Raw genomic sequence first — 25,462 nt, 5'->3', positions numbered from 1 at the left:
ATGTTTTCTTCGAAGTAATGTTGTTAATTTTCATCTGAGAATCTCTATGTCAAAACTGCTGGACTATCTGAATTATCTGGATCAAAACGCTGAAGCACGTGAAGCATTTGCTGCCAACCCTGTCGCTGCAATGGATAGTTTTGGCTTAAATGAAGAGGAAAAGAATGCGCTGCTTTCAGGTGATAAATCCAGAGTGGCCAAGGTGATCGGGATTGATGTGGCGAACCTGCCCACGCTCCAGACAGTTGAAACTACCCACTGATGTGTTTAGCGGCGTGCGCAATAATGAAGGCATTTACGAGGTTTTTATTATTCGGCGTAACGCTGCTCATCTCATTATGTTCGCAATCCAGTCTGGCTGGCACCGAAGAAAAAAACGATACGTTGTTAAAAATTGTCTCCCGGAGCTTACTCAATTCCCCGGGTGAGTCGCTCAGGAAATTAGACGAGCTGACGTCGCAGCAGAAGACTTTTTCTACTGAACAAAGAAATAGATTTTATCTTTTACGCGCGTCGGCGCTCGGTTTTCTCGGAAAACATCGCGAGCGTGTTGAATTTGTTCAGTCCGTTATCCCAGGTATTTCTGATATCGATTATCGTGCCCGATTCTTATACCAGCTATCGGATGGTTACATCAATTTGGGTGAGTACGAAAATGCGCTGAATTATATGAATCAGAGCATAGTAATGCTGCCTAAGCTGAAAAATAAAAATGCCAAGATTGATGTCTTGCAATCAGCGATTACTATCCTGAATTCATTGCGTGCATATGAGGAGTCGATGGAATATGCGCTGCGTCTGCCTGAGCTGGATCTGAATGAAATTCCAAGTTCCGCAAGCTGTCTGGGGATCGGTGATCAGGTTGAAATCAGTTTTTTAATGGGGCATCGTGAAAAAGCTAACGCACTGTTGAACAGTGCCATCGCGACTTGTGACCAGCAAAAGCTATTTTTCATTTCGCTTTTGATTAAAACAATTGCCAATATTGATGTGATTGAATCTGGTAATTATGCTCTGGGTATCAAATCCGGAATACCTTTGCTTGAAGAGTTAAAAAAAAATAGTCAGAGTTCTGATTACTTGATACAGCTGGAAACGGCACTTGCAAAAGCTTATCTAAAAACGGGAAAAACACAGCAGGCTGAGTTATACGGTTTAAACGCATATGCCCGGGCAAAAAAAGAAAATGTCGTTCTTTTACTGGAAAAAGCCAGTGAAATTATGGCGGATATCAAACGATCGCAGGGGCAGTATTTCGCCGCGCTGGAGTATGCTGACACCGCGCTGACTTTAAAAAATAAACTGCTTGATCAACAGTTGCAGAAAAATCTTGCTTACCAGCGTGTTAAGTTCGAGATTCAGGACAAAGCAAATCAAATGCTGGTACTCGAACAGAAAAACAAAATTCTCGATGTTGAAAAAAAATTAGAGAAAAAGAGCAATCAGAATCTGTTGCTGATTATCGCCTTGGTACTGTGTTTTATTTGTGTGCTGGGCGTCTGGTTGTGGAAAGTTATCAGGCAGAAAAATATTTTCAAACGTCATGCAGAGCTGGATGGGTTGACGCAGATCAGCAATCGTTCTCACTTTATGAGTGTGGCTGAGGCAGGTGTTCAGCATCGTACCGCCGCAGTCACTTTGATATTGTTCGATATGGATTTTTTTAAAAATGTGAATGACACTTGCGGTCATGCTGCCGGTGACTGGGTGTTAAAAAGTGTGAGTCAGGCTGTTGCAAGCGTATTGCGAAAAAATGATGTTTTCGGGCGTATCGGAGGCGAGGAATTTGCTATTTTTTTACCCGCGACTGAGCAGGAAGCCGGCGTACAACTTGCAGAGCGCTGCCGACACGTGATCAATATGATAGACACCGAATCCCGTGGTATCCATTTTCCTTTAAGTGCAAGCTTTGGCGTGGCAACAATGACGGTTAACGCTGCTGCTGGTATTGATGGTTTCCTAGAACTGATGCAAGCAGCCGATAAAGCGTTGTATCAATCCAAAGCAGATGGGCGTAATCGCGTTTCCGTATTTTCATAAAATTCAATGTCACATAAAAAAGCAGGAAAATTAGTGTGTGTTGGCACTGGTATGCGTATGGCGGGACAGTTGACGCCGTTGGCAAAAAGCTATATCGAATCATTTGACGTAGTGATCGCTGCCGTTCCTAACATGTTCACCCGCAAATGGTTGCAAGGTGTGGCGAAAGAGTATGTCTGTTTATTAGATCACTACGACGATACGAAAGTCGATGGCAAGACCCGGCGGGATACTTATCGTCGTATGGCTGATACGATTTTGCATGAAGTCCGGCAGGGGAAAAAAGTCTGCGCGGCATTTTATGGGCATCCCGGTATTTTCGCCTGCATCTCACACATGGCAATTGCTGACGCGCGGCAGGAGGGTTTTGAAGCGCATATGGAGCCGGGTATCTCTGCGCTGGATTCTCTGGTTGCCGATCTAGGAATCGACCCGGGAACCGTCGGCATGCAGTCGATGGAAGCCACGCAATTTATGATTTATCAGCGTCAGATTGATCCGACGGCTTTGCTGATTTTGTGGCAGATCGGTATTGCTGGCGATCTGACACTCAAACGTTTTGAAACAGAACCTGCGCATTTACAGATTATCGTGAATAAACTCATGAAAACATATTCGCCTGATCATGAGGTGATTTTGTATGAGGCTGCTACCCACCCGCTGGAGCAGACCAGAGCGGATAAAATTCGTCTCTGTGAATTGCCACAGGCGGCACTCAAGCAGATCACCACGCTGGTGATTCCGGCTGCAAAAAAGATGCAGATTGATCAGGATGTCGTCGATCAGTTGCGAGCCTTGTCAGGTACCATACTTGCCTGAGCTTTACCTGTACTGTTTTTACTGAAATAAAAAAGCAGCACAAATCAATTGCGCCGCTTTTTTTGTTCGCCAGTTTTAATTTGTCTGTGCATGCTGGCATGATATGAATAGAACGACGGCGTTGACGAATATTGCTGCAACGTAGTCTGGGTCGCGTTGTTTATTTTGTTGCTTGCCGCAGAGGATTCAGCAGTTCCCTGAGATTATTATGGTCAATCTCGTACATCAGTTCCAATAATCTGCCTATCTCTCCTTTTGGAAAACCTTCACGCGCAAACCAGCCCAGATAATGCCCCGGTAAATCGGCAATATACCGGCCTTCATATTTACCGTAAGGCATTTTCAGCGTCAGCAATCGTTGTAGGTCATCTGCCTGCATGGGTTTTTCAAAAGGCAGCTTAATTCCCGGCATTCTTATCGGCGTCTGATTTATTCATTTCTCTGCCCGCCTGATCCGGAGCGGAAGACTGTTCAGGCAGTATCGCTTTAACGGCTACGCTTTCCTTTTTTTCTGTCTCAGCTTCAGCCGGTGTTTGCACGCTATCGAGATAACGTTCGACCAGATCAAAAAACTGGTTATAAAACTGACCGGTCGGTATCGTCTCACTGGCGACTTTAACCATCGCATCATCTGTCGTACCGAACGGTAGGGATACGGAACCTATCGCGCTGACACCGATACTGGCCGAGGTGTTACTCTTTTTCAGAGAATATCGATCACGTACGGCGTTGGCGAAGATGGTCGTGCTGTTGCTGCCCAGGCTGTTGGCGACGCAAACGACATTGAATTCGATTTCAGCATGGACCTCGGCATCGTGCTGGTATTTACGACGACCTTTGAGGATCGAAGGCTTCCAGTCACTGATCACGTATCCCTGACTCAGCAACGCTCGCCGGGCGGCTTCACACGCGGACTGTTCAGTACCTGGAAAGCTGCGCGTAAATACGCCACTGGCACCGAACTCTTCATGTTGCTGTGCCGGAGATTTAGTGGCAGAGCAGGCACTGACCAGATTCAGTGACAGTGCGGCTGACAAGTATAAAAATAAACGACGCATTTTTAATCTAAACTTCATGTGAGCAGAGGCTGGTTTTAATATGATCTATCCTCAAGCGAGCGCCTCTTTTGCTGCTTCTTCCGGACTTAAACCATCAAAAAATAAATCGGTGAACCACTCGATTTGCTCTTCTATATGATCCTGAGCCTGTGCGATGGTCGCACCGCCAGCGACTAAAAAACCTTCGACTTCTGTGCACCATGCAATCAGTGCTTCGGTTTCCGGATCAAGTTCATTCTTTTTTGCCATGGTGTTTTCCTTCATTCAGCCTGCATTTTAACTGCTTGGCAGTACAAGCGTTGTTACAAGACTGTTACCAGATCATGTCGTAACGTATCAGTCCGGTTTTGCAACGTGTCAGCGCGGTTTTTCGATGACGTGTTCGGTCATTTTGTCATTAGAAACTGCCTGTAAACTGGTAGCGTTTTCCTGGGTGCCACATTGTGACAACAGTTGCAATCTTTCCCTTGGAACGGGTTTTTCTGTGCAAAACCAGACAAGTATCCTTGACTTCAATCTTTAACATGGCTGCAATTTGTTTTGACGGCATCATTGCTTCTATACGGTAATCGACGCCCTGCAGCGGTGCTACTGCAACCAGATATTCATTCGGCGTCATACTGGTGAAGTCCTGTTGCTGATAGTTGGGTGCAACACTGGAATTGACCCAGCGGTCTTCGACCTGAATCGCAACGTTGTCTTCAAAGTGGACGATGACTGAATGAAACAGGCGATGCCCGGGTTTGACCAGGAATTCATGCGCAAGTTGCTCGTTCGCCGGAACTTCTTTTAACAGATGTAACTCGCTGCGGTGCGCGTGTCCACGAGAACGGATCTCTTCGGCGATGCTTTTGATTTCCACCAGCGTCGCCTGGTATTTCTGCTGCGCGACATAGGTGCCCGAGCCCTGAATTCTGTGCAGGATCTGTTCGCTGGTCAGTTCGCGTACCGCGCGGTTGACGGTCATACGCGAAACGCCAAATTGCTCTGCCAGCGTAGCTTCGGATGGGATTACATCGCCTTCTTTCCAGGTGCCTGACTGAATTTCTTTCAATAAGTAATTCTTTATCGTCTGGAAAGCGGGGACATTGACTTGTACTTTTGGCACGGGATTCCTGCTGAAATGATGACGCTATTGTCTCACTAAAAATCCGCTTGCAAAAGTTGTATATACAACTTAAACTCAAAAAAACAAATGGGGCGACGCGGGTATGCGTCGCACCCTGCACACAATGTCCGGCGATATTTTCCGCACATCATCTGAGATCAGGAGACACCGTATGTCCGATATTCTTCAAAACGATCCGCGCTGGGATGCCAGCCGTGTTATTCACGCACCGCATGGTGCGGAGAAGGTTTGTAAAACCTGGGTGGCTGAGGCGGCTTATCGCATGATACAAAATAACCTGGACCCGGCCGTTGCTGAAAACCCTAAGCATCTGGTGGTGTATGGCGGCATCGGTCGCGCTGCGCGTAACTGGGAATGCTATGACCAGATTCTGGCTTCGCTCAAAGCGCTGGAAGCCAATGAAACCCTGTTGATACAGTCAGGCAAACCGGTCGGTGTATTTCAGACCCATGAAGATGCGCCACGCGTACTGATCGCGAATTCCAATCTGGTACCGAAATGGGCCAACTGGGAACACTTCAATGAACTCGACCGCAAAGGTCTGTTTATGTATGGCCAGATGACCGCAGGCAGCTGGATTTACATTGGCACTCAGGGCATCGTGCAGGGAACGTATGAAACCTTCGCCGAAGCCGGACGTCAGCATTACAACGGTGACTGGGGCGGGCGCTGGATACTGACCGCTGGCCTCGGCGGCATGGGTGGCGCTCAGCCATTAGCGGCCAGCTTCGCCGGAGCAGTGTCGCTGAATATCGAATGCCAGCAAAGTAGTATCGACTTCCGTATGCGTACCCGTTATGTCGATAAACAAGCGAAGGACCTGGACGATGCGCTGGCATTGATACAGCACCACTGCGAACGTAAAGAAGCGGTTTCTATCGCCTTGCTCGGCAATGCTGCTGAAATTCTGCCTGAACTGGTTAAGCGCGCTAAAGCGGGCGGCATGAAGCCGGATCTGGTGACTGACCAGACTTCGGCCCATGATCTGATCAATGGTTACCTGCCGATAGGCTGGAGCGTGGAGCAGTGGAAAACTGCTCAGCACGATTCATCGCAACACGCGAAGCTGACTGCAGATGCGGCTCAGGCTTGTGCGGTGCATGTACAGGCTATGCTGGATTTCCATGCGATGGGCATCCCTACGGTTGACTATGGCAATAATATCCGCCAGGTTGCATTCGATACCGGCGTTAAAAATGCCTTCGATTTCCCTGGCTTCGTACCGGCTTACATCCGACCGCTGTTCTGCGATGGCAAAGGTCCATTCCGCTGGGTGGCTTTGTCAGGTGATCCGGAAGACATCCGTAAAACCGACGCCAAAATCAAGGAATTATTCCCACACAATAAAGGCGTGCATAAATGGCTGGACATGGCGGGTGAACGCATCGCGTTTCAGGGCTTACCAGCACGCATTTGCTGGCTGGGTCTGGGCGAGCGTCATATTGCCGGGCTCGCATTCAATGACATGGTCAGAAACGGTGAACTCAAAGCACCTGTCGTGATTGGTCGCGATCATCTCGATACCGGTTCGGTCGCCAGCCCGAATCGCGAAACTGAGGGCATGCGCGATGGTACCGATGCCGTCTCTGACTGGCCTTTGTTGAATGCCTTACTGAATACCGCCGGTGGCGCCAGCTGGGTTTCTTTGCATCATGGCGGTGGTGTTGGTATGGGTTATTCCCAGCATTCCGGTATGGTGATTGTGGCCGATGGGACAGATGCCGCAGCGAAACGTCTGGCGCGCGTACTGGTCAACGATTGCGGTTCCGGTGTGATGCGTCATGCCGATGCGGGCTACGAAGAAGCCGTAGCCTGTGCTAAGCGCGAAGGTCTGAACTTACCGATGATTAAATAAGCAGATCGTCTGAGTTGACAGGACAGTGCCCGCGTATTTCGGGCGTCCTGGCGTAAAAATGCCTGAAGAGGCGCACAGGCATTGAGACAATCCATTGCGACATCCTATTAAGAAAGCAAAAAAGAAATGAGCAAGCATCTTGAGATATATCCTGGCGAATTCACCTTGTCGGATTTGCGTCGCATCTGGATCAGTCCGACGCCGCTAAAGCTGGTTGCGTCTGCGTATCCGGCGATACACGCATCGTCAGAAATGATACAAAAAATCGTTGCCAAAGGTGATGCCGCATACGGCATCAATACCGGCTTTGGCAAACTCGCGAAAACCCGGATACCAGACGATCAGCTTGAGCTCTTGCAACGCAATCTGATTTTGTCTCACTCGGTTGGCTCAGGCGAATTGATTGCCGATGAGATCGTGCGCTTGATACTGGCAATGAAAATCGCCAGCCTGGCGCGCGGTGTGTCCGGTATCAGAGCAGTGGTGATCGACACCATGATCGCCATGCTCAACGCTGGCATTATGCCGACCATCCCCGTCAAAGGCTCGGTCGGTGCTTCGGGTGATCTGGCACCGTTATCGCACATGACGCTGGCGCTGCTGGGCGAAGGCGATGTGCGCGTCGACGGCACACTGATTCCGGCTAAACAGGCGCTGGCGAATGCTGGTATCACGCCGGTCGTCCTCGCCGCGAAAGAAGGCCTGGCATTGATCAATGGTACGCAGGTATCAACGGCGCTCGCCCTGCATGGCTTATTCATGGCGGAACGTTTGCTGGAAGCAGCCACGATTACCGGCGCTTTGTCTGTTGATGCCGCTAAAGGCAGCGATGCACCGTTTGATCCGCGGATACATAGCAGCCGTGGTCAGCCCGGGCAGATTGCCACGGCAGAAATTTACCGTAAGCTTTTGGTCGGCAGTGAAATACGTCAATCCCATCTGGTTAATGATGAGCGCGTGCAGGATCCGTATTGCCTGCGCTGCCAGCCGCAGGTCATGGGCGCCTGCCTGGATATCATCAATAATGCAGCGCGCACTTTGCTGATCGAAGCCAATGCCGTGACCGATAATCCGCTGGTGTTTGTTGACACCGGCGAAGTCATCTCCGGTGGAAATTTCCATGCTGAGCCAGTTGCATTTGCGGCCGATACGCTGGCGCTCGCCATTGCTGAAATCGGTGCCATTTCCGAACGTCGGATTGCCTTGCTGATCGATGCGTCCTTATCTGGTTTACCACCATTTCTGGTGCCATCATCGGGTCTGAATTCCGGTTTCATGATCGCGCATGTGACAGCAGCCGCGCTGGCTTCCGAAAACAAATCGCACGCGCATCCGTCCAGCGTCGATTCAATTCCGACCTCAGCCAATCAGGAAGATCACGTCAGTATGGCGACCTATGGCGCACGTCGCCTGCATGAAATGGCACAAAATACAGCGACCATTGTCGGGATTGAATTGCTGGCGGCGGCGCAAGGCGTGGATTTTCATGCACCACTGAAAACCTCGTCTATGCTGGCGCAGGTGCATCAGACCTTGCGGGATCAAGTTGCGTTCTATGACAAGGACCGTTTTTTCGCACCCGACATTGAGGCCGCTAAAGAACTGGTGGTCTCTGGCCGCATCAGCGCTGAATGCCAGCATTTGTATCAGCATTTATATCTGGCATGACGTATGTTGATGCAGCGTTGGTCGGAGAGCGATTACCAGACGATGCCCTGGAAAAATGGCGGCGGCAGCACGACGGAGCTGGCGATTTTTCCGGCGGGCTCTGACCTCGATAATTTCATCTGGCGTCTGAGTACGGCACAGGTAGCGGTTGATGGGCCGTTTTCCAGCTTCCCCGGCATAGACAGAACGCTTGCCGTGTTGTCTGGCGCAGCTTTGATTTTGCATACGAAGGCTGAGCAGGGAACTACACCATCGGGTGCGGTGCATCTGACGCAAAACAGCGCACCGTATTGCTTTACAGGCGAGCTCGAGGTAGCGGCTGAATTGGCAGAGAGCAGCGTGTCGGATCTGAACATGATGACGCGCCGCGATGTTTGTACTCATACGATGCGTAAGCTATTAAGCGGCCATTATCATATTGATGCGCAGGGTGCCCGGCAAATCTTGCTGTACTGCGTTGCTGGCAATGCCCGCCTGACAACGCCAGAAACAGCGGAGGAAGTATTTTGCAGCGGCGATCTTATGCTGTTGAACGAAACCCATCCTGCATCAGGCATAGCACTGGAGCTGACTGCCGATGAGGGCGCCGTCCTGTTTCTGATCACGCTTGAATTTCTCGATAAAGGGGCGGACTGATGTCGCACTGGGACAGTTTGTGGATCAACATCCACCTCGCGACCATGACAAATGGCTATGGCGAGATCAATGATGCAGCGCTTGCTGTTCGTGACGGCAAGATCGTCTGGCTGGGTGAGCGCAATGCCTTGCCTGCAAATTATTCGGTCACAACTCAGCATGATGGCGCTGGCTGCTGGGTCACGCCGGGGCTGACCGATTGCCATACGCATCTGGTATACGCCGGTAACCGCAGCGATGAGTTTGAAGCGCGCCTGAATGGCGTCTGTTATGAAACCATTGCAAGGCAGGGGGGCGGCATTCTCTCCACCGTCAGGGCGACCAGAGCTGCGACCGAAGATGAATTATTGCAAGCGACCCTGCCACGTCTGCGCGCATTGCTCAGTGAAGGTGTGACCACGCTGGAGATCAAGTCCGGCTATGGTCTGGATTTACCTAGTGAAGCGCGGCTGCTGCGTGTCGCGCGGCGCATAGGACGTGAGTTTCCGGTTCGCGTCAAGACCACTTTTCTGGGAGCGCACGCCTTACCACCGGAATATGCCGGTCGGCCAGACGATTACATCACGCTGGTGTGCGAGCAAATGTTACCGGCGCTGGTGGCTGAAGGTTTGGTGGATGCTGCTGATGTGTTTTGTGAAAAAATCGGTTTCTCTCCGGCGCAGACTGAGCGGGTATTTATGGCTGCGCAAGCACTCGGCTTGCCGGTGAAACTCCATGCAGAGCAATTATCCGATCAGGGGGGGGCGGCGTTAACTGCGCGTTATCAGGGGCTTTCGGCGGATCATCTGGAATATCTGTCGGACGCAGGGATCGCTGCGATGGCCGCCAGCGGTACGGTCGCCGTGTTGCTGCCCGGTGCTTTTTACTTTTTACGTGAAACGCAATTGCCTCCGGTGCAGGCGTTACGTGCTGCCGGTGTGAAGATCGCCGTGGCGACCGATTGCAACCCCGGCACATCGCCCATGACTTCGCTGTTACTGGCCATGAATATGGGCTGTACCCTGTTTCGTTTGACACCGCTGGAAGCCCTGCAGGGCGTCACCTGTCATGCGGCACAGGCATTGGGTATGGCAGACGTCAGCGGAACATTAGAAGTTGGAAAAATAGCCGATTTTATTTTGTGGCAGATACAGCGGCCGGCTGATCTGGCCTATCACATCGGCGCCAATCCGCTGCGGGGCAGAGTTTTCGGCGGTCGCACGGTCGGAATCTGAGAGACTCACCAGCGAGATAGTTGATGGTCAAAGTAAGATGTGTCCTGGCAGGGGAGTACGTCAGGCATCCGGTGCTCAGCCCGCGACTGACCGATACCCATCGTTAGTTCCTGATAACAAAGTCTGCCGCGCTTATGCAGAATCTGTTTCAGATCCGCGTCAATATTCACTGATTCTGAACACACTCTGGTAATCTTTTGACACATTATTTAACCCGCGCAGCCCGGGTTTTGTCCGCTCAGGCGCAGAGCGGGACGTATAATGCTGGAAAAATAATATTCAATTCAAAAATGAGGCTCTGCAGAGGCTTATTGCTTCATTTTTACCTACGCTCAGAGGTTCACAGTGGTATTACCGCTTATTTCTTTTCCGTCCCGTTTTCAGCGCTGGCGCCCAGGGCACAGGCTTGCCGGGGCAGTGGTATTTGTCGCGCTGTTGATGTTACTCAGCTATCTATTTCTTCCGGTTCTTGTAAAGCGTATCGCGATAGAGCAGATACAGCAACAGACCGGCCGTAAGCTGGACATCGGGACGATCAGTTTTTCTCCGTTTTCGCTGGCACTGACGGCGACAGATATCCGTCTGTACGAAGCCGATCAGAAAACGCCTGCCGTATCAGCGCAGGAACTCAGGGTCAATCTATCCATCACATCTTTATTTCACCGAGCACTGGTGCTTGACGAGCTTTTCCTGACCGCGCCGGATGTGCATCTGGTGCGTTACAGCGCGGCTCAGCCTAGCCGCTATAACGTCAGCGATGTGCTCGATAAAATTGCAGCCTCACCGAAAAGTGATGCGCCGCTGCGTTTTTCTGTTGCGAATATACAGATCAGCAAAGGCACTATCGTCTTTGATGACCAGGTCTTCGGTAAGCAATTTAAACTGACAGACTTGCAGGTAGGCTTACCTTTCATTTCCAATTTCCCGAAACAGGCTGACAGTTTTGTCGAACCCAGGTTATCAGCGCATTTCAACGGTGCCGATTTTGCTTTACAGGCGCGTGCCAAGCCATTTTCTGCAACCCATGAAAGCACGCTGGCGATCGATTTCGATCAATTAGATCTGGCACAGCTGACGCCTTATGTCCCGGTTGCCCTGCCGGTGCAGGTTGAGAGCGCCAGGCTGAGCAGCAAGCTTAATCTGACCTTCAGTCAGAAAAAGCAGACAGAAATTTTTCTGTCTGGCGATGTGCGTTTGCACGATGTATTCCTGAAAGATAAACAAAGCCAGCCTTTGCTGAAGCTGGAGGGTTTGCAGGCGCGTATACGTCAGATGAATCTGATGACGACAGCGACAGAATTGCAACAATTGAGTCTGAGTGCACCACAGGTATGGCTGGATTTTGATGCGCAGCATGGCCTGAACTGGGCGAATCTGCAAGCCGCGCCCGTTGGTAAATCAGGGGTGGCAACGACTGCTGCAGCCGGAAAAACGTCCACAACTACACCTGTGGTGACGGCGGCAACAGCGACAGCAAACCCGGCACCGTTGCCACTCGTGCAGGTGCAGGATCTGCAGGTGACGAATGGACAGATACACTTTTCTGACGCCGTGCATGCCAGACCAGAACAAAAACTGGAATTGCAAAACATCAGCTTGAATGCGCAGCAGTTATCGACCGCAAAAGACGTCAAGCCAGCGCAACTGAAACTGAGCCTGGAAACAAAAGCCGATGAAAAAATCGGGTTTGACGGGCAATTGCAGATTTTTTCCTCTACGCTGAATGGCAAGCTTGAGATCAGCGATGTGGCGCTCGCCAATTATCAGGCTTTTCTGAACCCGTTTTTGAAGGCGAACGTCAGTGGCAAACTGGATGCGGAATCCGGCGTTAGCCTGAAGGCCGGCGAATTTCAGCTCAGTGATTTGTCACTCAGACTGCGTGATCTCCTGCTAAAGGGGAAAGCCAGTGACGGTAGCATTGCGCTCAAATCTTTTGCGCTGAATAAATCATTACTTAACTCCGCAAACCGCACGATACAGATGGGAACCGTCGAATTTGATGGTTTGCGGGCCGATATCCGGCGCGATAAATCGGCGGCGATGCTGATGCAGAGCTGGTTGCCTGAGTCAGCTTCCTCTGCGAGCAAAGGCAACGTCGTCAGAACTGCCAACGCTGAATTGCCACCTGCTAAAAGCACAGCAGCTGCGCCGTGGAAAATCAGCCTGAATCAATTTGATCTGAAAAACAGTGAAATCGATTTTCTTGATCAGTCGGTTACTCCGGAAGTGAAATTAAACCTGAACAGCATCAACCTGAATCTGGCGCAACTGAGCAGTGATTTCTCTAAAGACGTCAGTTTCCGTCTGCAATCGAAGCTGAACCGGCGTGCGAAGCTGAATCTGGACGGCAACAGTTCCGCTGGCATGAAAAAAGTGAATGTGAATCTGGATACCGAGAGTTTGCCGATTGCGCGACTATCTTCGTATTTTTCACAATTTCTGAATGTGCAGATCGTAAAAGGTGGTGGCACGGCTAAGGGGAAGCTGGTGCTGACAAATGTACTGGAAGCTGACCGTCAGATTGATTACGACGGCATGCTGAGTCTGAATAATTTTCAGATATTTGAAAATGGAACAGACGAGGATTTTCTTGACTGGAAAGCGATTTCAGCCGAAGGCATGCATGCAAAAATCGGAAAATCCCAGCAACTGATTGATGTCAAAAAACTGAGCTTGAATGATTTTTTTGCACGCCTGGTCTTGTCGGACAAGGCACGCCTGAATTTGCAGAATATTCTGGTCAGTAAAGCTGCGAAAGATACACCTGTTAATGCAGCAGCAACACCGAAAGAAATAACTGCGAAGAGCAGCGCCGTTCTTGCCGGTAAAAATACCGTCACCCAGAAATTGCCTGTGACGGGAACTCCGTCATCGGTCATTATGCGTATAGGGCAAACCGTGATTACCGGCGGTAATGTCAATTTCACGGACAATTTCATACAGCCGAATTACCATGCGAATCTGACTGGCATCAGCGGCAGCATAGGGACGATTTCATCCGACAACCCACAAGTGGCAACGGTGGAGCTGAATGGCAAAGTGGATGATGACGCACCTTTGCTGATCTCAGGCAGCATGAATCCCTTATCGACACCGGTATTTCTGGATATTAAAGGCAGCGCGAATGGTATCGAGTTGACCAAGCTGACGCCATATGCCGCAAAATATGCCGGTTACGCGATAGAAAAAGGCAAGTTATCGGCGCAGGCCAGTTATAAGATAGAAAATCAGCAACTGACTGCAGAAAATGAGCTCAGGCTGGATCAACTGACGTTTGGTGAAAGGGTGGATAGTCCGAGTGCGACCAAATTGCCGGTCATGCTGGCGGTGGCTCTGTTGCGTGACAATCAGGGCGGGATCACGATCAATTTGCCGATCTCAGGCTCTTTATCTGATCCGCAGTTTTCTGTCGGCAGCATTATTTTTAAAGTGTTTGTGAACATCATCACCAAGGCGGTGACTTCTCCGTTTGCTTTGCTTGGTTCGATATTTGGCGGTGGCGGTGAAGAGCTGGCGTATCTCGAATTCAATCCCGGCAGTGCAGCCTTGACGCCGGCAGCCACTGAAAAACTCGATCATCTGGCAAAAGCACTGAAGGAGCGTGCCAGCCTGCGTCTAGATATCACCGGTCGTGTCGAAGTCAAAAGTGATACGGAAGGTGTAAAACGTGAAATGCTGGAAAGCCGCCTGCGTGAGGCCAAATGGCGCGAACTGGGGCGGAAAAACCGCGGTATCAAATCAGAATCACTGACGCTGACCGCAGACGAACGACATAAGTTTCTGCAAGCTTTATATGATGCGGCCAAATTCACCAAGCCACGGAATATGCTGGGATTAGCAAAAACACTGCCGGATGCAGAAGCGGAGCAATTGTTATTGCAAAATCTGACAGTCGATACCGATGATTTGCGGGAACTGGCACAAAGACGTGCTGATGCCGTGCGCGATTATCTCGAAGACGTGGCACAGGTCGGGCGTGAGCGTATGTTCCTGATTGCACCCAAACTCAATTCGGATGGCATCAAAGATAAAGGTGCTCCTAATCGCGTTGATTTTTCATTGAAGTAAGCGGATCTGAACTGAGTAATCTGAGTATTAATTTTGCTGAAGGAGTGGGTATGACATCTGCAAACCTGGTCAACATTTTGTATGTTGAGGATGACCCCGATATACAGACGGTGGCGCAGATTGCCCTTGAGGTTGTTGGTGGCTTTGTGCTGAAGACTTGCAGTTCCGGCAGTCAGGCATTGTCTGAGGTGAATGCAGGGTTTGTACCGGATTTGCTTTTGCTCGATGTGATGATGCCGAATATGGACGGGCCAACGACATTGGCTGAGTTACGTCGGTTACCGGCGACGGCGACGACACCAGTTGTTTTTATGACGGCCAAAGTGCAGACCTATGAATTGGAACTATATTATTCCTTAGGTGCCATTGGTGTGATTGCGAAACCGTTTGATCCTATGGAATTGTCCGCGCAGGTTGCCAAGCTCTGGCAGGAAAGAAAGTAAATGTCTGAAAAAATGGATAGTCTGCAAGAAAAATTGCGTAAATTAGAAGAAGTTTTTTTGCAGAAATTACCCTCCCGGTTTGATGAAATCACGGGAGCACTAGGTCAGTATGTACACAATCCCCATGACAAAGAGTCGCTGGCTGCCTTGCATCGTCATTTGCATACGATGGCAGGTTCCGCCGGTACTTTTGGTTTTGAAGAACTGGGTGTGCAGGCCCGCGTGTTCGAATCCCGTCTGAAACCTTTATTAACTGGCGCAGAGTGGAGTCAGACTGAACTCGACGATTATGCCCGCGATGTCCGCGACTATTTTGCTGCCGCTCTGAATAACCTGAATAAAGAAAATACACTGAGTGACGCCTTGGCTCCTGGTTTGACCGAACCAGCTTCGCCGGAGAACCAGTCGCGGCTGATTTATCTGGTCAATCAGGACTGCCGGCAAAATCAGGAAATCACGACACAATTAGAGCATTTCGGTTACGAAACCGTCTGCATCGCACAACCGAAAGATCTGGTGTTGGCAGTGGCGCGCCGGCGCCCGGATGCGATCGTGATTGATATGGGGTCTGCTGAAGATGGCACCGGTGGGGTGGAAGAAATAAAAAAAGTCGCACAGTTGCAACGTCTGCGTATTCCGACGATTTTCATTTCGAAATCCAGCAGCTTTGAATCACGCTTACTGGCCGTGCATGCCGGAGGCGACGGCTATTTTACGAAGCCGGTTGATGTGGTCGAGCTGACTGAAAGAATCGACACGATCCTGCAGCGGGATGAAACTAAAGGTTACCGGGTACTGATCGTCGATGATGATGTGGTGACGGCGAACTATTACGGCGCGATTTTGCGTAATGCCGGCATGATCGTGCAGTTGCTCAATGAGCCGACCCGGATGTTATCTGTCATGACAGATTTCCGTCCTGAGCTATTGCTGCTGGATGTCTACATGCCGCTGTGCAGCGGGATAGAGTTGTCGCAACTGATCCGTCAGGATAATTCGTATGTGGATGTGCCTATCGTCTTTTTATCCAGCGAAGCCGATCCGCAGAAGCAGTTGGAAGCCGTGCGTGCTGGTGCGGATGATTTCATTACCAAACCGGTTGCGCCGGATTACCTGATTTCCTCGCTGTCCACCCGAGCCGAGCGCTATCGTTCCCTGCGTGCGCTGATTATGCGCGATGGCCTGACCGGCTTATATAACCATACTGCGATCAAGGAGCACCTTGCAGCCGAGATTTTGCAGGCGCATCGTAATGCGACGCCGCTGGCACTGGCGATGATTGATATCGACTATTTCAAGCAAGTCAACGATATGCACGGGCATGCTGCCGGCGACCACGTACTGCGGACACTGGCACGTTTGCTGCGTCAGCGTCTGCGCCGCACTGATATTGTCGGACGTTACGGTGGGGAAGAGTTTGCTGTTATTTTTCCGCATACCGATGCGAGTACCGCACGCCGTGTACTGGATCAGGTCCGTGTTGCTTTTGCGAAAATTCTTCAGCATTCAGAAAGCAAGGAATTTTCTTCGACGTTTTCTGCCGGTATCGCCGACCTGGAGTTATGTGGCGATGTCGATACCTTGTTTGATGCCGCCGACGCAGCGATGTATGTCTCCAAACAAAGCGGACGCAATTGCATCACGATCGCCTGAGACCTGCATAGCGGAGGTGGTGTTACTGGTAAGCGAACACTCAAAATGACCGCTCAATAAAAAAAGCCTGAAGCATCTTCAGGCTTTTTTTTGCTGCGATTGACGAACGCTGCTCAACTCAATTTCTGCAGGCTGCTGGCCTTGATTTTTGCTTCCAGTGGCTTGCCTTTGCGGGCACGTTTGTTGATGTGAATCGTCAGTGCATTGGCGCTCAGATTCACCTCCTGCGCTTTGCCGCCGCGTCCGGTACCGCTTACACGGACACCTTTCTGGCTGATTGCCTGTACCGCAAGCAGGGCTTCTTTGTCTTCGAGTTCCATCAGAATTACGCCGCGTCCGCCGCTCGACAATTGTTTGATTTCATTCAGACCGAAGACCAGCAAACGGCCGTTGCCGGATAAACAGGCAATCGCACTTGCATCTTCGGCGATCAATGACGGCGGCAGTGGCAGATCGTTTTCTTCCAGCGTCATAAACGCTTTACCTGCCTTCATACGACCAACCATGTCGCCCACTTTCGCTGTGAAGCCATAGCCGGCATCCGATGCCAGCAATAAACTTATGTCGCTGTTGCCGGCGAAGTAATGCAGAATTTTTGTGCCGGCTGCGAGATCGATCAGGGTAGTAATCGGCACGCCATCGCCACGCGCGCCGGGCAGGGCGGAGACAGGGACAGAATAGACTCTGCCGTTAGAGCCGAACACAAGTAAATGATCAACCGTACGACATTCAAATGTGCCATACAGACTGTCACCCGCCTTGAACGTGAACTGGCTGGCTTCATGTCCGTGCCCTGTGCGGGCGCGTACCCAGCCTTTTTCTGAAATGACGACCGTGACCGGCTCATCGACGACTTTCTGCTCTACAGAGGCACGAACCGCTTCTTCTATCAGCGTGCGGCGGGCGTCGCCGTATTGTTTTGCATCAGCGTCGATTTCTTTAATCAGCGCTTTTTTCATTGAGGCCGGATTATCCAGTAAATCATGTAAAGCGGCTTTTTCTTTACGCAATTCCGCGAGCTCTTGCTGAATTTTAATGGCTTCCAGCCGTGCTAACTGACGCAGGCGGATTTCAAGGATATCTTCCGCCTGCCGGTCGGATAAGCGGAAAGCTTGTATCAGTGCAGGTTTCGGCTCATCTGACTCACGGATGATGCGGATCACTTCATCGATATTGAGTAAAACTGCTTCACGACCTTCGAGTATATGAATGCGGTCATCGACTTTTTTCAGGCGGAATTGGGTGCGACGTGTGACGGTCGTGAAACGGAACGCGATCCATTCGCTGAGAATATCGAGCAGCCCTTTCTGGCGTGGGCGACCATCGCCACCGATCATCACCAGATTGATCGATGCCGACGTTTCCAGCGATGTATGCGCGAGCAACATCTGCATGAATTCGGCCTGATCCTGATTTTTCGATTTTGGTTCCAGCACCAGACGCACAGGCGCATCTTTGCCTGATTCGTCGCGTACGGTATCGAGCACCGACAGGATCACTTGTTTTAACGCGATCTGTTCTGGCGAGAGCGTTTTTTTGCCGGTTTTGATTTTCGGATTGGTCAGCTCTTCAATTTCTTCCAGCACTTTCTGTGACGAGACGCCGGGCGGTAATTCGGTGACGACAGCTTGCCACTGACCACGCGCCATATCTTCTATCTTCCAGCGTGCCCGCACTTTCATGCTGCCGCGACCACTCGCATACATCTCGGCAATCGCCGATGCCGGTGTAATGATTTGTCCGCCGCCGGGGAAATCCGGGCCGGGGATATATTCCATCAGCTCCGCGTGTTTCATTGCCGGATTGCGGATCAGCGCGACGGCCGCCTTCGCCACTTCGCCCAAATTATGCGAAGGAATTTCGGTGGCCAGACCGACCGCAATACCGGATGCACCATTCAGCAACACCATAGGCAAACGTGCAGGCAGCAGTTTCGGCTCTTCGGTAGTGCCGTCATAATTTGGCTGAAAATCAACGGTGCCCTGATCGATTTCGTCCATCAGCAATTTAGCGATCGGCGTCAGGCGTGCTTCGGTGTAACGCATCGCTGCGGCACCATCGCCATCGCGCGAGCCGAAGTTACCTTGTCCATCGATCAGCGGATAACGCAGCGAAAAATCCTGTGCCATCCGTACCAGCGCGTCATACACAGATTGATCGCCATGCGGATGCAGCTTACCGAGCACATCACCGACCACTGCCGCCGATTTACGAGGTTTGGCCGACGAATTCAGACCGAGTTCGTTCATCGCAAACAGGATGCGGCGCTGCACCGGTTTCTGACCATCGCAGACGTCCGGCAAGGCGCGTCCTTTGACGACGGAAATTGCATAATCAAGGTAAGCACGTTCGGCGAAACTCGCCAGCGTCAGTGCTTCGCCATCACCTGGCGGCGGTGTCTGTTCAAATAAATTCGCTTGTTCGCTCATAGTTTTTTATTCTTTGTGGCATCCGGCAAAGCGCCGTTCTGTTTGCCTTCATCTGTAATTTTCGGGGAGTATGTCTGAAAATACACCTTATGTCCGCATATTCATTGGGGTGTTTATATATACTGGGGGGAGTATTTTCAGACCTTCAAAAGCATTCCAGCGCCTTAAATATCGGCCTCGACAGCATTGCCGTGTTCTTCTATCCAGGCACGACGGGCCGCGGCTTCGCCTTTTCCCATCAGCATATTGAAGCGCCCCTCGGAAAAATCCTGATCGAATTCACCAAGGCTGACCGGTAACAAGCGGCGGGTGTCAGGATTCATCGTGGTTTCCCATAATTGTTCAGCATTCATTTCACCCAGACCTTTGAAGCGGGAAATATTCCATGCGCCGTCTTTAACGCCTTCCTTGCGTAACTTGTCTTCGATGGATGTCAGCTCGGCAGCATCGAGCGCATAGATTTTTTGCGCCTGCTTTTTGCCACGTGCCGGAGCATCAACGCGGAACAGCGGCGGACGTGCAACGCAGATGTGACCACGGGCGATGAGTTGTGGAAAATGTTTGAAAAACAGCGTCAGCAACAGCACCTGAATATGTGAACCATCGACGTCCGCATCGGACAAAATACAGATCTTGCCGTAACGCAGATTCGACAGATCAACGTTATCGTTAGGCCCATGTGGATCAACGCCAATAGCGACTGAAATATCGTGAATTTCATTATTCGCAAACAGGCGATCACGTTCCGATTCCCAGGTATTGAGCACCTTACCGCGTAAGGGCAGAATCGCCTGAAATTCTTTGTCACGCCCCATTTTTGCGGAGCCACCGGCGGAATCACCTTCGACTAAAAACAATTCATTGCGGGTGATGTCGCTGGATTCGCAGTCCGTCAGTTTGCCCGGCAAAACGGCCACGCCGGAGGATTTTTTCTTTTCCACTTTTTGCGCTGAACGCAAACGCGACTGCGCTTGTTTGATGACCAGTTCAGCGAGTTTTTTGCCGTAATCGACATGCGAATTGAGCCACAGTTCCAGCGGTGGTTTGGCGAATGAGGACACCAGACGCACGGCATCGCGAGAATTCAGACGTTCTTTAATCTGCCCCTGAAATTGCGGGTCCAGCACTTTTGCTGACAACACAAATGAGACGCGCGCAAATACGTCTTCCGGCAACAGCTTGACGCCTTTCGGTAGCAGCGAATGCATTTCTACAAAGCTTTTGACCGCGCCAAATAAGCCTTCGCGCAGACCGGATTCATGCGTGCCGCCAGCTGGCGTCGGAATCAGATTCACATATGATTCACGCACCACATTGCCTTCTTCGGTCCAGGCCACAACCCATGACGCACCTTCGCCTTCGGCAAAACCTTCGGTGTCCGCACTGGCGAATTGCTCGCCTTCAAACAGCGGGATCAGTGGTTCGCCATGCGAATACTGGGCCAGCGCTTCGGTCAGATAGCCACGCAAGCCCTGATCGTATTGCCAGGTTTGCGATTCACCAGTTTTGGCATTGCTCAGTGTGACTTTCACGCCTGGCAGCAAGACCGCTTTTGAGCGCAGCAAACGCTGTAACTCACCTTGGGGTATATTCGCAGAATCAAAATATTTTGCATCGGGCCAGATACTGACGCGGGTGCCGCTTTTTTTATCGCCGCGGGGAATAGGCTGGCTGCGCAGTGGTTCTATCACCTCACCATCGGCAAAGGTCAGCTGATGCAGGCCAGCTTCACGCCAGACGGTAATTTCCAGACGTTTGGATAGCGCGTTTGTGACGGAGACACCAACGCCGTGCAGACCGCCGGAAAACGCATAGGCTCCGCCGGAACCTTTGTCGAATTTGCCGCCGGCGTGCAAACGTGTGAATACAATTTCGACCGTGGGAACACCTTCGTCCGGATGCAGTCCAACCGGAATACCGCGGCCGTCATCCTCAACGCTGACGCTGCCGTCGGTATTGAGCGTGACTTGTATGTGTTTGCAATGACCGCCCAGCGCTTCATCGGACGCATTGTCGATGACTTCCTGGATAATATGCAGAGGGTTTTCTGTGCGGGTATACATGCCCGGTCTTTGTTTAACCGGTTCCAATCCCTTGAGGACGCGGATGGATGATTCGCTATAGTCGGACGGAGTCGTATTTTTTTTAGTGGCCATGCAAATAGAAATCTGTTGTTTTAGTTAAAGTGCAATAATGTTTTGCAATTTTTAAATACGGAATACGTGATTTTAGATGTATTCTTGCATACGTTTTTGCAGCTATTGTAGCTGTAATAGGTAGATGGATAAACGATGTCAATAAAAACTCCAACGATCGCGATCCGACTGCTTGGATTTTCCGCCAAAGAGGAAGAAACATTTTCCGCAGTGCTTGCGGTAGCACGCGAGACCGGTTACCGCTATACATGCCTGAGGACAGGTTGTGTCCAGGATCCGGACATGTATATCGTCAATGCCAGCAACATCAAAGCGATTGCAACGTTGTCCGATCTGAATCCCGGTGAGGCGATGCCCGTGTTGCTGATCGGCAAGACCGACATCGATTTGCCGTATGAAGTGATGCCAAGACCCATACGCTGGCGCACTATTTTCAGTATTCTCGACGAGCTGGTTAATAAGCGCGATCTGTTACTGAATACTTTAGCCGCGCATACCATCAATTTAACGGTGCATGAGCGACGCACACACAAGCGCATCGATTTTGATCTGACTGATCCTCAGGTGTATCAAAAAATGCGTGATACACCGATGGCGAAGGGCGGTATTCTGGTCGTTGACAAGGATACGCAGTTCCGTGAATACGTTGCCGCTATCATGGATCATTACGGCATCACAGTCACACTGGCATCGGATGAACGCAGTGCCCTGATGCTGGACCGGAATAATCAGCATGCGCTGACCCTGATTAACACATCCACCCCGGATGTTGATCCTTACCGCTTATGTGATGGTCTGAAAAAACAAAATCATGGTCTGAAAACTTCGGTGATTTTTTTGATTGACCAGTCTTTTGACTACAAACTCGGGCTGGCGGAGCGCGTCCATTGCGACGGGTTTCTGGTGAAGCCCTTGTCGCGCCGTGTTCTGCTCCGCACCATTAAAAAATATCTGCACCTATTTAATAAATAAGCCATGCGATTACTTGCTGAGTAATCGCATTCCCCTCTCCAGACCTTCAATAGTGACCGGAAACATGCGGTTACTCATGACCTGACGGATAATCGAAATAGATTGCCGGTATTGCCACAGGCCTTCCGGTTCCGGATTAAGCCAAATGTATTTGGGAAACATCGTTGCAAAACGCTGCAGCCAGACTGCACCGGCTTCTTCATTGTTGTATTCGACGGAGCCGCCCGGTTGCAGAATTTCATACGGACTCATGGTGGCATCGCCAACGAAGATGACTTTGGTATCTGACGGATATTTGCGCAAGACATCCCAGGTCGGGAATTTTTCTGCGTGACGGCGACGGTTGTTTTTCCACAGATAGTCATACACGCAATTATGGAAATAAAAGAATTCCATATTCTTGAATTCAGTTTTCGCTGCTGAAAACAACTCTTCCGTCTGCTGTATGTGATCGTCCATTGTTCCGCCGACATCCAGCAACATCAGTACTTTGATATTGTTTTTACGCTCGGGCTGCATCTTGATATCAAGATAGCCAGCATTGTTAGCGGTGGCCTTGATCGTTGCATCCAGCGCCAGTTCTTCTTCTGCACCCTGACGGGCGAATTTGCGCAAGCGGCGCAACGCGACCTTGATGTTGCGAGTGCCGAGTTCACGTTCAGCGTCGTAATCTTTGAACGCACGCTCCTCCCATACTTTGACTGCGCTGCGGTTACCGCCTTTGCCACCGATGCGTATTCCCTCGGGATTTGTGCCGCCATTACCGAAAGGCGAGGTGCCGCCTGTACCTATCCACTTGCTGCCGCCTTCATGCCGTTCTTTTTGCTCATTGAGCAGCTCTTTGAGTCTGTCCATGAGTTTGTCGTAACCAAATTTTTCTATCGCCGCTTTTTGTTCGTCACTCAGTTCGCGTTCCAGTCGCTTCTTCAGCCAGTCGAGTGGTATGTCGGGACGCTTCTCAAAGATCGTGTCTATTCCTTTGAAATACATGCCGAAGGCTTTGTCAAACTTGTCGTAATGCGCCTCATCTTTGACCATAATCGTACGAGACAGGAAATAAAAATCGTCAAGTGACAACGCGATCAGGTCCTTTTCCAATGCTTCGAGTAGCATCAGAAACTCTTTGATTGAGACAGGAATTTTTGCGTCTTTTAACGTAAAGAAGAAATCGATCAGCACTTGTGTATCTCTCAGTATTTACTTTGCAGATATTGCAAATTCTTTTTCAAACCCGGCCATTCACTTTGCAGAATGCTGTAGACGACCGTATCACGGATACGCCCATCGGGCAGTATCATATGGTTGCGCAAAACCCCGTCACGTTTGGCGCCGAGCCGTTCAATTGCCGCTTGCGAACGCCGGTTAAACCAGTCTGTGCGAAATTCTACCGCGATGCAGTTCAGTACCTCAAACGCATGTGTCAGCATCAATAACTTACATTCCGTGTTGATACCCGAGCGTTGCGCCGATTGCGAGTACCAGGTGTAACCGATTTCAAGACGCTGGTGCTGATGATCGATATTGCAAAAGCGGGTGCTTCCAACAATTTTGTTTTCTGATTTTTCACGGACGACAAAAGGAATCGCTTTTTGCTGTGCTTGCATGGCAAGCGCCGTGTCTAGCCACTGTTGTGTCTGTTCGGGTGTGGGAACCGAAGTAAAAAATAACTTCCATAGTTCGCCATCGGCAGCTGCTTTGCGAATATCTGCAATCTGTGCCTGCTCTAATGGCTCCAGGTTGACGCGGGTTCCCTCTAAATGTAGTGGCTGGCATTCCATACTGATTCCCAGAAGTAGTTATTTTTAAGACTTTTGCACAAAAAGTCCGTGCATATCAGTAACAATAATGAAAAATGGATGAATAAAGTGGGTTTTACGGGTTATAATCTTCTATTCACTCAAAACAACAGCAATGCTTGCTAACGAAAATAAAAGCCGTTATACTGCAAAGCTGTATAGAATTTTGCGGCGTGGCATTTAATCAAATGTTTTGACCTCGTCGCTTTGACCACGTTTAGGAAATCTCATGGCAAATACCGCACAAGCACGCAAACGTGCTCGTCAAGCAGTAAAACAAAACGCACATAATTCCAGCCAACGCTCGGCTCTGCGTACAGCGATTAAAGCTGTTCGTAAAGCAATCGAAGCTGGTGACAAAGCTGCTGCAGCAACAATTTTTCAAGCATCCGTATCGACTATCGATAGTATTGCTGATAAGAAAATTATTCACAAGAACAAGGCTGCCCGTCATAAAAGCCGCCTCGCTTCTGCTCTGAAAGCGCTGGCTTAATAGTTGCTCTGCCTGTCGTTTTTACAGGCAATTTCAGATATAAAAAAACCGCATTTTTGCGGTTTTTTGTTTTTCTGCCTGTCTTTACCGGATATACAGTTTGCTGTATATCCGTATCGAAGCGATTAACGGAGCGGCAGTCCTTCAATTTTGCTGCCTGGTTTAATATTTTTCTGTTTGAACCAGCCTTGATTCATTTCCAGTGCATAGCGGACCGTCTTTTTCGCGCAGTGAGAGTCGGTCGTTTCCGGCTGCATATCCTCAATGTTGATAATTTTCCCTTCCGCATCGATAAATGCAACGGATAGCGGGATCAATGTATTTTTCATCCACATACAGACTCCGGCCGGGGCGCCAAAATCAAATACCATGCCCTCGTTGGCTCCCATTTTTGTTCTGAACATCAGGCCTTGTTCCCGGTCTGCTTCACTGGCAGCTACTTCCGCTTGAATCACGTAAATTCCTGCGGAAAGTTGCTTTACAGGTAGTTTTCTCTCTGCATGTGCGAATGGAATCAGCGTGGTCAGCAGCAAGGCACTCGCTGCCTTCAGTTTGATTGCGGGGGAAATGTTCATCGTCGTTGGTGTATGATAAAAAATAATAATGGCTATGCTACCGCAAATAAAAAAGGCAGGAATATATCCTGCCTTTTTTATTTGTGACAAAGTAATTAATTTTGATTGATTACTTTGTTGTTGATGCAGATGCAGCAGATTCAGCCGCAGCTTTTTTTGCTTTCTTCGTTTTTTTGACTTTTTTAGCTGGTTTGGCGACTTCGGTCGTTGCGGAAGCAGATGCCGGGGTGGAAGCTGCCGGGGCAGGAGCTTGTGCGAAAGCGGCTGAAGCAAACAGACCAGCAATCAGTGTGGCGATCAATTTTTTCATGTTAACTTCCTTTAGGTGATGACGTTGCGATGGATGATTCGACAGGAATCATCTCTATAACGTACACAAATACGGATAAGTTGACATGAGGAGCTGTTAAATAATTAAGCGGTACCTAGTTAAGTGGTGACTTCTGATACTGTAAGGC

At 50.2% G+C, this 25,462-nt stretch carries 22 protein-coding genes; 12 read left to right on the top strand and 10 right to left on the bottom strand.

Going from position 1 to position 25,462, the window contains the following annotated elements; genetic code table 11:
- The first annotated feature begins 46 nt into the window (after positions 1–46).
- From ACPAOP_RS02135 to ACPAOP_RS02125, 3 genes are all read left to right on the top strand, one after another.
- A complete protein-coding gene (locus ACPAOP_RS02135) occupies positions 47–262 on the top strand; it encodes a hypothetical protein (RefSeq protein WP_423679242.1) in 216 nt (71 codons plus the stop codon).
- Between the two features lie 425 nt (positions 263–687).
- Complete coding sequence (locus tag ACPAOP_RS02130; RefSeq protein ID WP_423679243.1) at positions 688–2,040, top strand: GGDEF domain-containing protein; 1,353 nt, start codon at positions 688–690, stop codon at positions 2,038–2,040.
- 6 nt (positions 2,041–2,046) lie between these two features.
- Positions 2,047–2,859: an SAM-dependent methyltransferase gene (locus tag ACPAOP_RS02125; RefSeq protein ID WP_423709130.1), complete on the top strand. Its 813-nt coding sequence runs from the start codon at positions 2,047–2,049 to the stop codon at positions 2,857–2,859.
- 160 nt (positions 2,860–3,019) lie between these two features.
- On the opposite strand, the gene ACPAOP_RS02120 is transcribed toward ACPAOP_RS02125, so the two are convergent.
- The 4 genes from ACPAOP_RS02120 to hutC all read right to left on the bottom strand — a co-directional run bounded on the left by ACPAOP_RS02120 (position 3,020) and on the right by hutC (position 5,025).
- Complete coding sequence (locus tag ACPAOP_RS02120; RefSeq protein ID WP_423682302.1) at positions 3,020–3,238, bottom strand: DUF3820 family protein; 219 nt, start codon at positions 3,236–3,238, stop codon at positions 3,020–3,022.
- 19 nt (positions 3,239–3,257) lie between these two features.
- Positions 3,258–3,935 carry a DUF2242 domain-containing protein gene (locus ACPAOP_RS02115; protein ID WP_423709129.1) on the bottom strand — a complete coding sequence of 226 codons (678 nt, stop codon included), beginning with the start codon at positions 3,933–3,935 and terminating at the stop codon, positions 3,258–3,260.
- Positions 3,936–3,968: 33 nt separating this feature from the next.
- Positions 3,969–4,166: a hypothetical protein gene (locus tag ACPAOP_RS02110; protein WP_186883234.1), complete on the bottom strand. Its 198-nt coding sequence runs from the start codon at positions 4,164–4,166 to the stop codon at positions 3,969–3,971.
- Positions 4,167–4,314: 148 nt separating this feature from the next.
- Positions 4,315–5,025, bottom strand: coding sequence for a histidine utilization repressor (gene hutC / locus ACPAOP_RS02105; protein ID WP_423709127.1), 711 nt, complete (start codon positions 5,023–5,025; stop codon positions 4,315–4,317).
- Positions 5,026–5,197: 172 nt separating this feature from the next.
- Between hutC and hutU the strand changes: the two genes are divergently transcribed.
- From hutU to ACPAOP_RS02070, 7 genes are all read left to right on the top strand, one after another.
- Entirely contained in the window at positions 5,198–6,901 is a 1,704-nt protein-coding gene (hutU, locus tag ACPAOP_RS02100; RefSeq protein ID WP_423709125.1) for a urocanate hydratase, read from the top strand.
- Between the two features lie 126 nt (positions 6,902–7,027).
- Positions 7,028–8,569, top strand: coding sequence for a histidine ammonia-lyase (gene hutH / locus ACPAOP_RS02095; protein WP_423709123.1), 1,542 nt, complete (start codon positions 7,028–7,030; stop codon positions 8,567–8,569).
- Between the two features lie 3 nt (positions 8,570–8,572).
- Complete coding sequence (locus ACPAOP_RS02090; protein WP_423709122.1) at positions 8,573–9,205, top strand: HutD family protein; 633 nt, start codon at positions 8,573–8,575, stop codon at positions 9,203–9,205.
- Positions 9,205–10,419 (top strand): imidazolonepropionase, encoded by a 1,215-nt coding sequence (gene hutI, locus ACPAOP_RS02085; protein ID WP_423709121.1) that lies wholly within the window; start codon positions 9,205–9,207, stop codon positions 10,417–10,419. Before ACPAOP_RS02090 ends, hutI begins: the two co-directional genes overlap by 1 nt.
- Positions 10,420–10,764: 345 nt before the next feature.
- Positions 10,765–14,487 carry a DUF748 domain-containing protein gene (locus ACPAOP_RS02080; RefSeq protein ID WP_423709120.1) on the top strand — a complete coding sequence of 1,241 codons (3,723 nt, stop codon included), beginning with the start codon at positions 10,765–10,767 and terminating at the stop codon, positions 14,485–14,487.
- Positions 14,488–14,537: 50 nt separating this feature from the next.
- On the top strand, positions 14,538–14,930 hold the full coding sequence (locus tag ACPAOP_RS02075) for a response regulator (protein ID WP_423679252.1): 393 nt from the start codon (positions 14,538–14,540) through the stop codon (positions 14,928–14,930).
- A complete protein-coding gene (locus ACPAOP_RS02070) occupies positions 14,931–16,583 on the top strand; it encodes a diguanylate cyclase (protein ID WP_423709119.1) in 1,653 nt (550 codons plus the stop codon).
- Between the two features lie 113 nt (positions 16,584–16,696).
- Here ACPAOP_RS02070 and parC read toward each other — a convergent pair whose 3' ends face one another.
- On the bottom strand, positions 16,697–19,012 hold the full coding sequence (gene parC / locus ACPAOP_RS02065; protein ID WP_423709117.1) for a DNA topoisomerase IV subunit A: 2,316 nt from the start codon (positions 19,010–19,012) through the stop codon (positions 16,697–16,699).
- Positions 19,013–19,176: 164 nt separating this feature from the next.
- A complete protein-coding gene (locus tag ACPAOP_RS02060; protein ID WP_423709116.1) occupies positions 19,177–21,168 on the bottom strand; it encodes a DNA topoisomerase IV subunit B in 1,992 nt (663 codons plus the stop codon).
- A gap of 135 nt (positions 21,169–21,303) precedes the next feature.
- Between ACPAOP_RS02060 and ACPAOP_RS02055 the strand changes: the two genes are divergently transcribed.
- Positions 21,304–22,140 (top strand): response regulator, encoded by an 837-nt coding sequence (locus ACPAOP_RS02055; protein ID WP_423709115.1) that lies wholly within the window; start codon positions 21,304–21,306, stop codon positions 22,138–22,140.
- Between the two features lie 9 nt (positions 22,141–22,149).
- Here ACPAOP_RS02055 and ACPAOP_RS02050 read toward each other — a convergent pair whose 3' ends face one another.
- Together ACPAOP_RS02050 and ACPAOP_RS02045 are read right to left on the bottom strand one after the other, a co-directional pair.
- Positions 22,150–23,319: a vWA domain-containing protein gene (locus tag ACPAOP_RS02050; RefSeq protein ID WP_423709114.1), complete on the bottom strand. Its 1,170-nt coding sequence runs from the start codon at positions 23,317–23,319 to the stop codon at positions 22,150–22,152.
- A gap of 11 nt (positions 23,320–23,330) precedes the next feature.
- Complete coding sequence (locus ACPAOP_RS02045) at positions 23,331–23,924, bottom strand: GNAT family N-acetyltransferase (RefSeq protein WP_423709968.1); 594 nt, start codon at positions 23,922–23,924, stop codon at positions 23,331–23,333.
- Positions 23,925–24,165: 241 nt separating this feature from the next.
- Between ACPAOP_RS02045 and rpsT the strand changes: the two genes are divergently transcribed.
- The gene (gene rpsT, locus ACPAOP_RS02040; RefSeq protein ID WP_423679258.1) at positions 24,166–24,429 is read left to right on the top strand and encodes a 30S ribosomal protein S20; all 264 of its coding nucleotides are present in this window, start codon (positions 24,166–24,168) and stop codon (positions 24,427–24,429) included.
- A 125-nt stretch (positions 24,430–24,554) separates the two neighbouring features.
- Here the strand turns inward: rpsT and ACPAOP_RS02035 are convergent, their stop codons facing one another.
- Positions 24,555–25,004 carry a DUF192 domain-containing protein gene (locus ACPAOP_RS02035; RefSeq protein ID WP_423679259.1) on the bottom strand — a complete coding sequence of 150 codons (450 nt, stop codon included), beginning with the start codon at positions 25,002–25,004 and terminating at the stop codon, positions 24,555–24,557.
- Between the two features lie 109 nt (positions 25,005–25,113).
- Positions 25,114–25,314, bottom strand: a complete 201-nt coding sequence (locus tag ACPAOP_RS02030) for a hypothetical protein (RefSeq protein WP_423679260.1) — start codon at positions 25,312–25,314, stop codon at positions 25,114–25,116.
- Between the last annotated feature and the right edge of the window lie 148 nt (positions 25,315–25,462).

It is taken from the genome of Undibacterium sp. WLX3042 (assembly GCF_049544825.1).
Lineage (GTDB): Bacteria > Pseudomonadota > Gammaproteobacteria > Burkholderiales > Burkholderiaceae_D > Undibacterium.
Note: the sequence above shows the minus strand (reverse complement) of the source record. Positions and strands in the feature narration are given on the sequence as shown.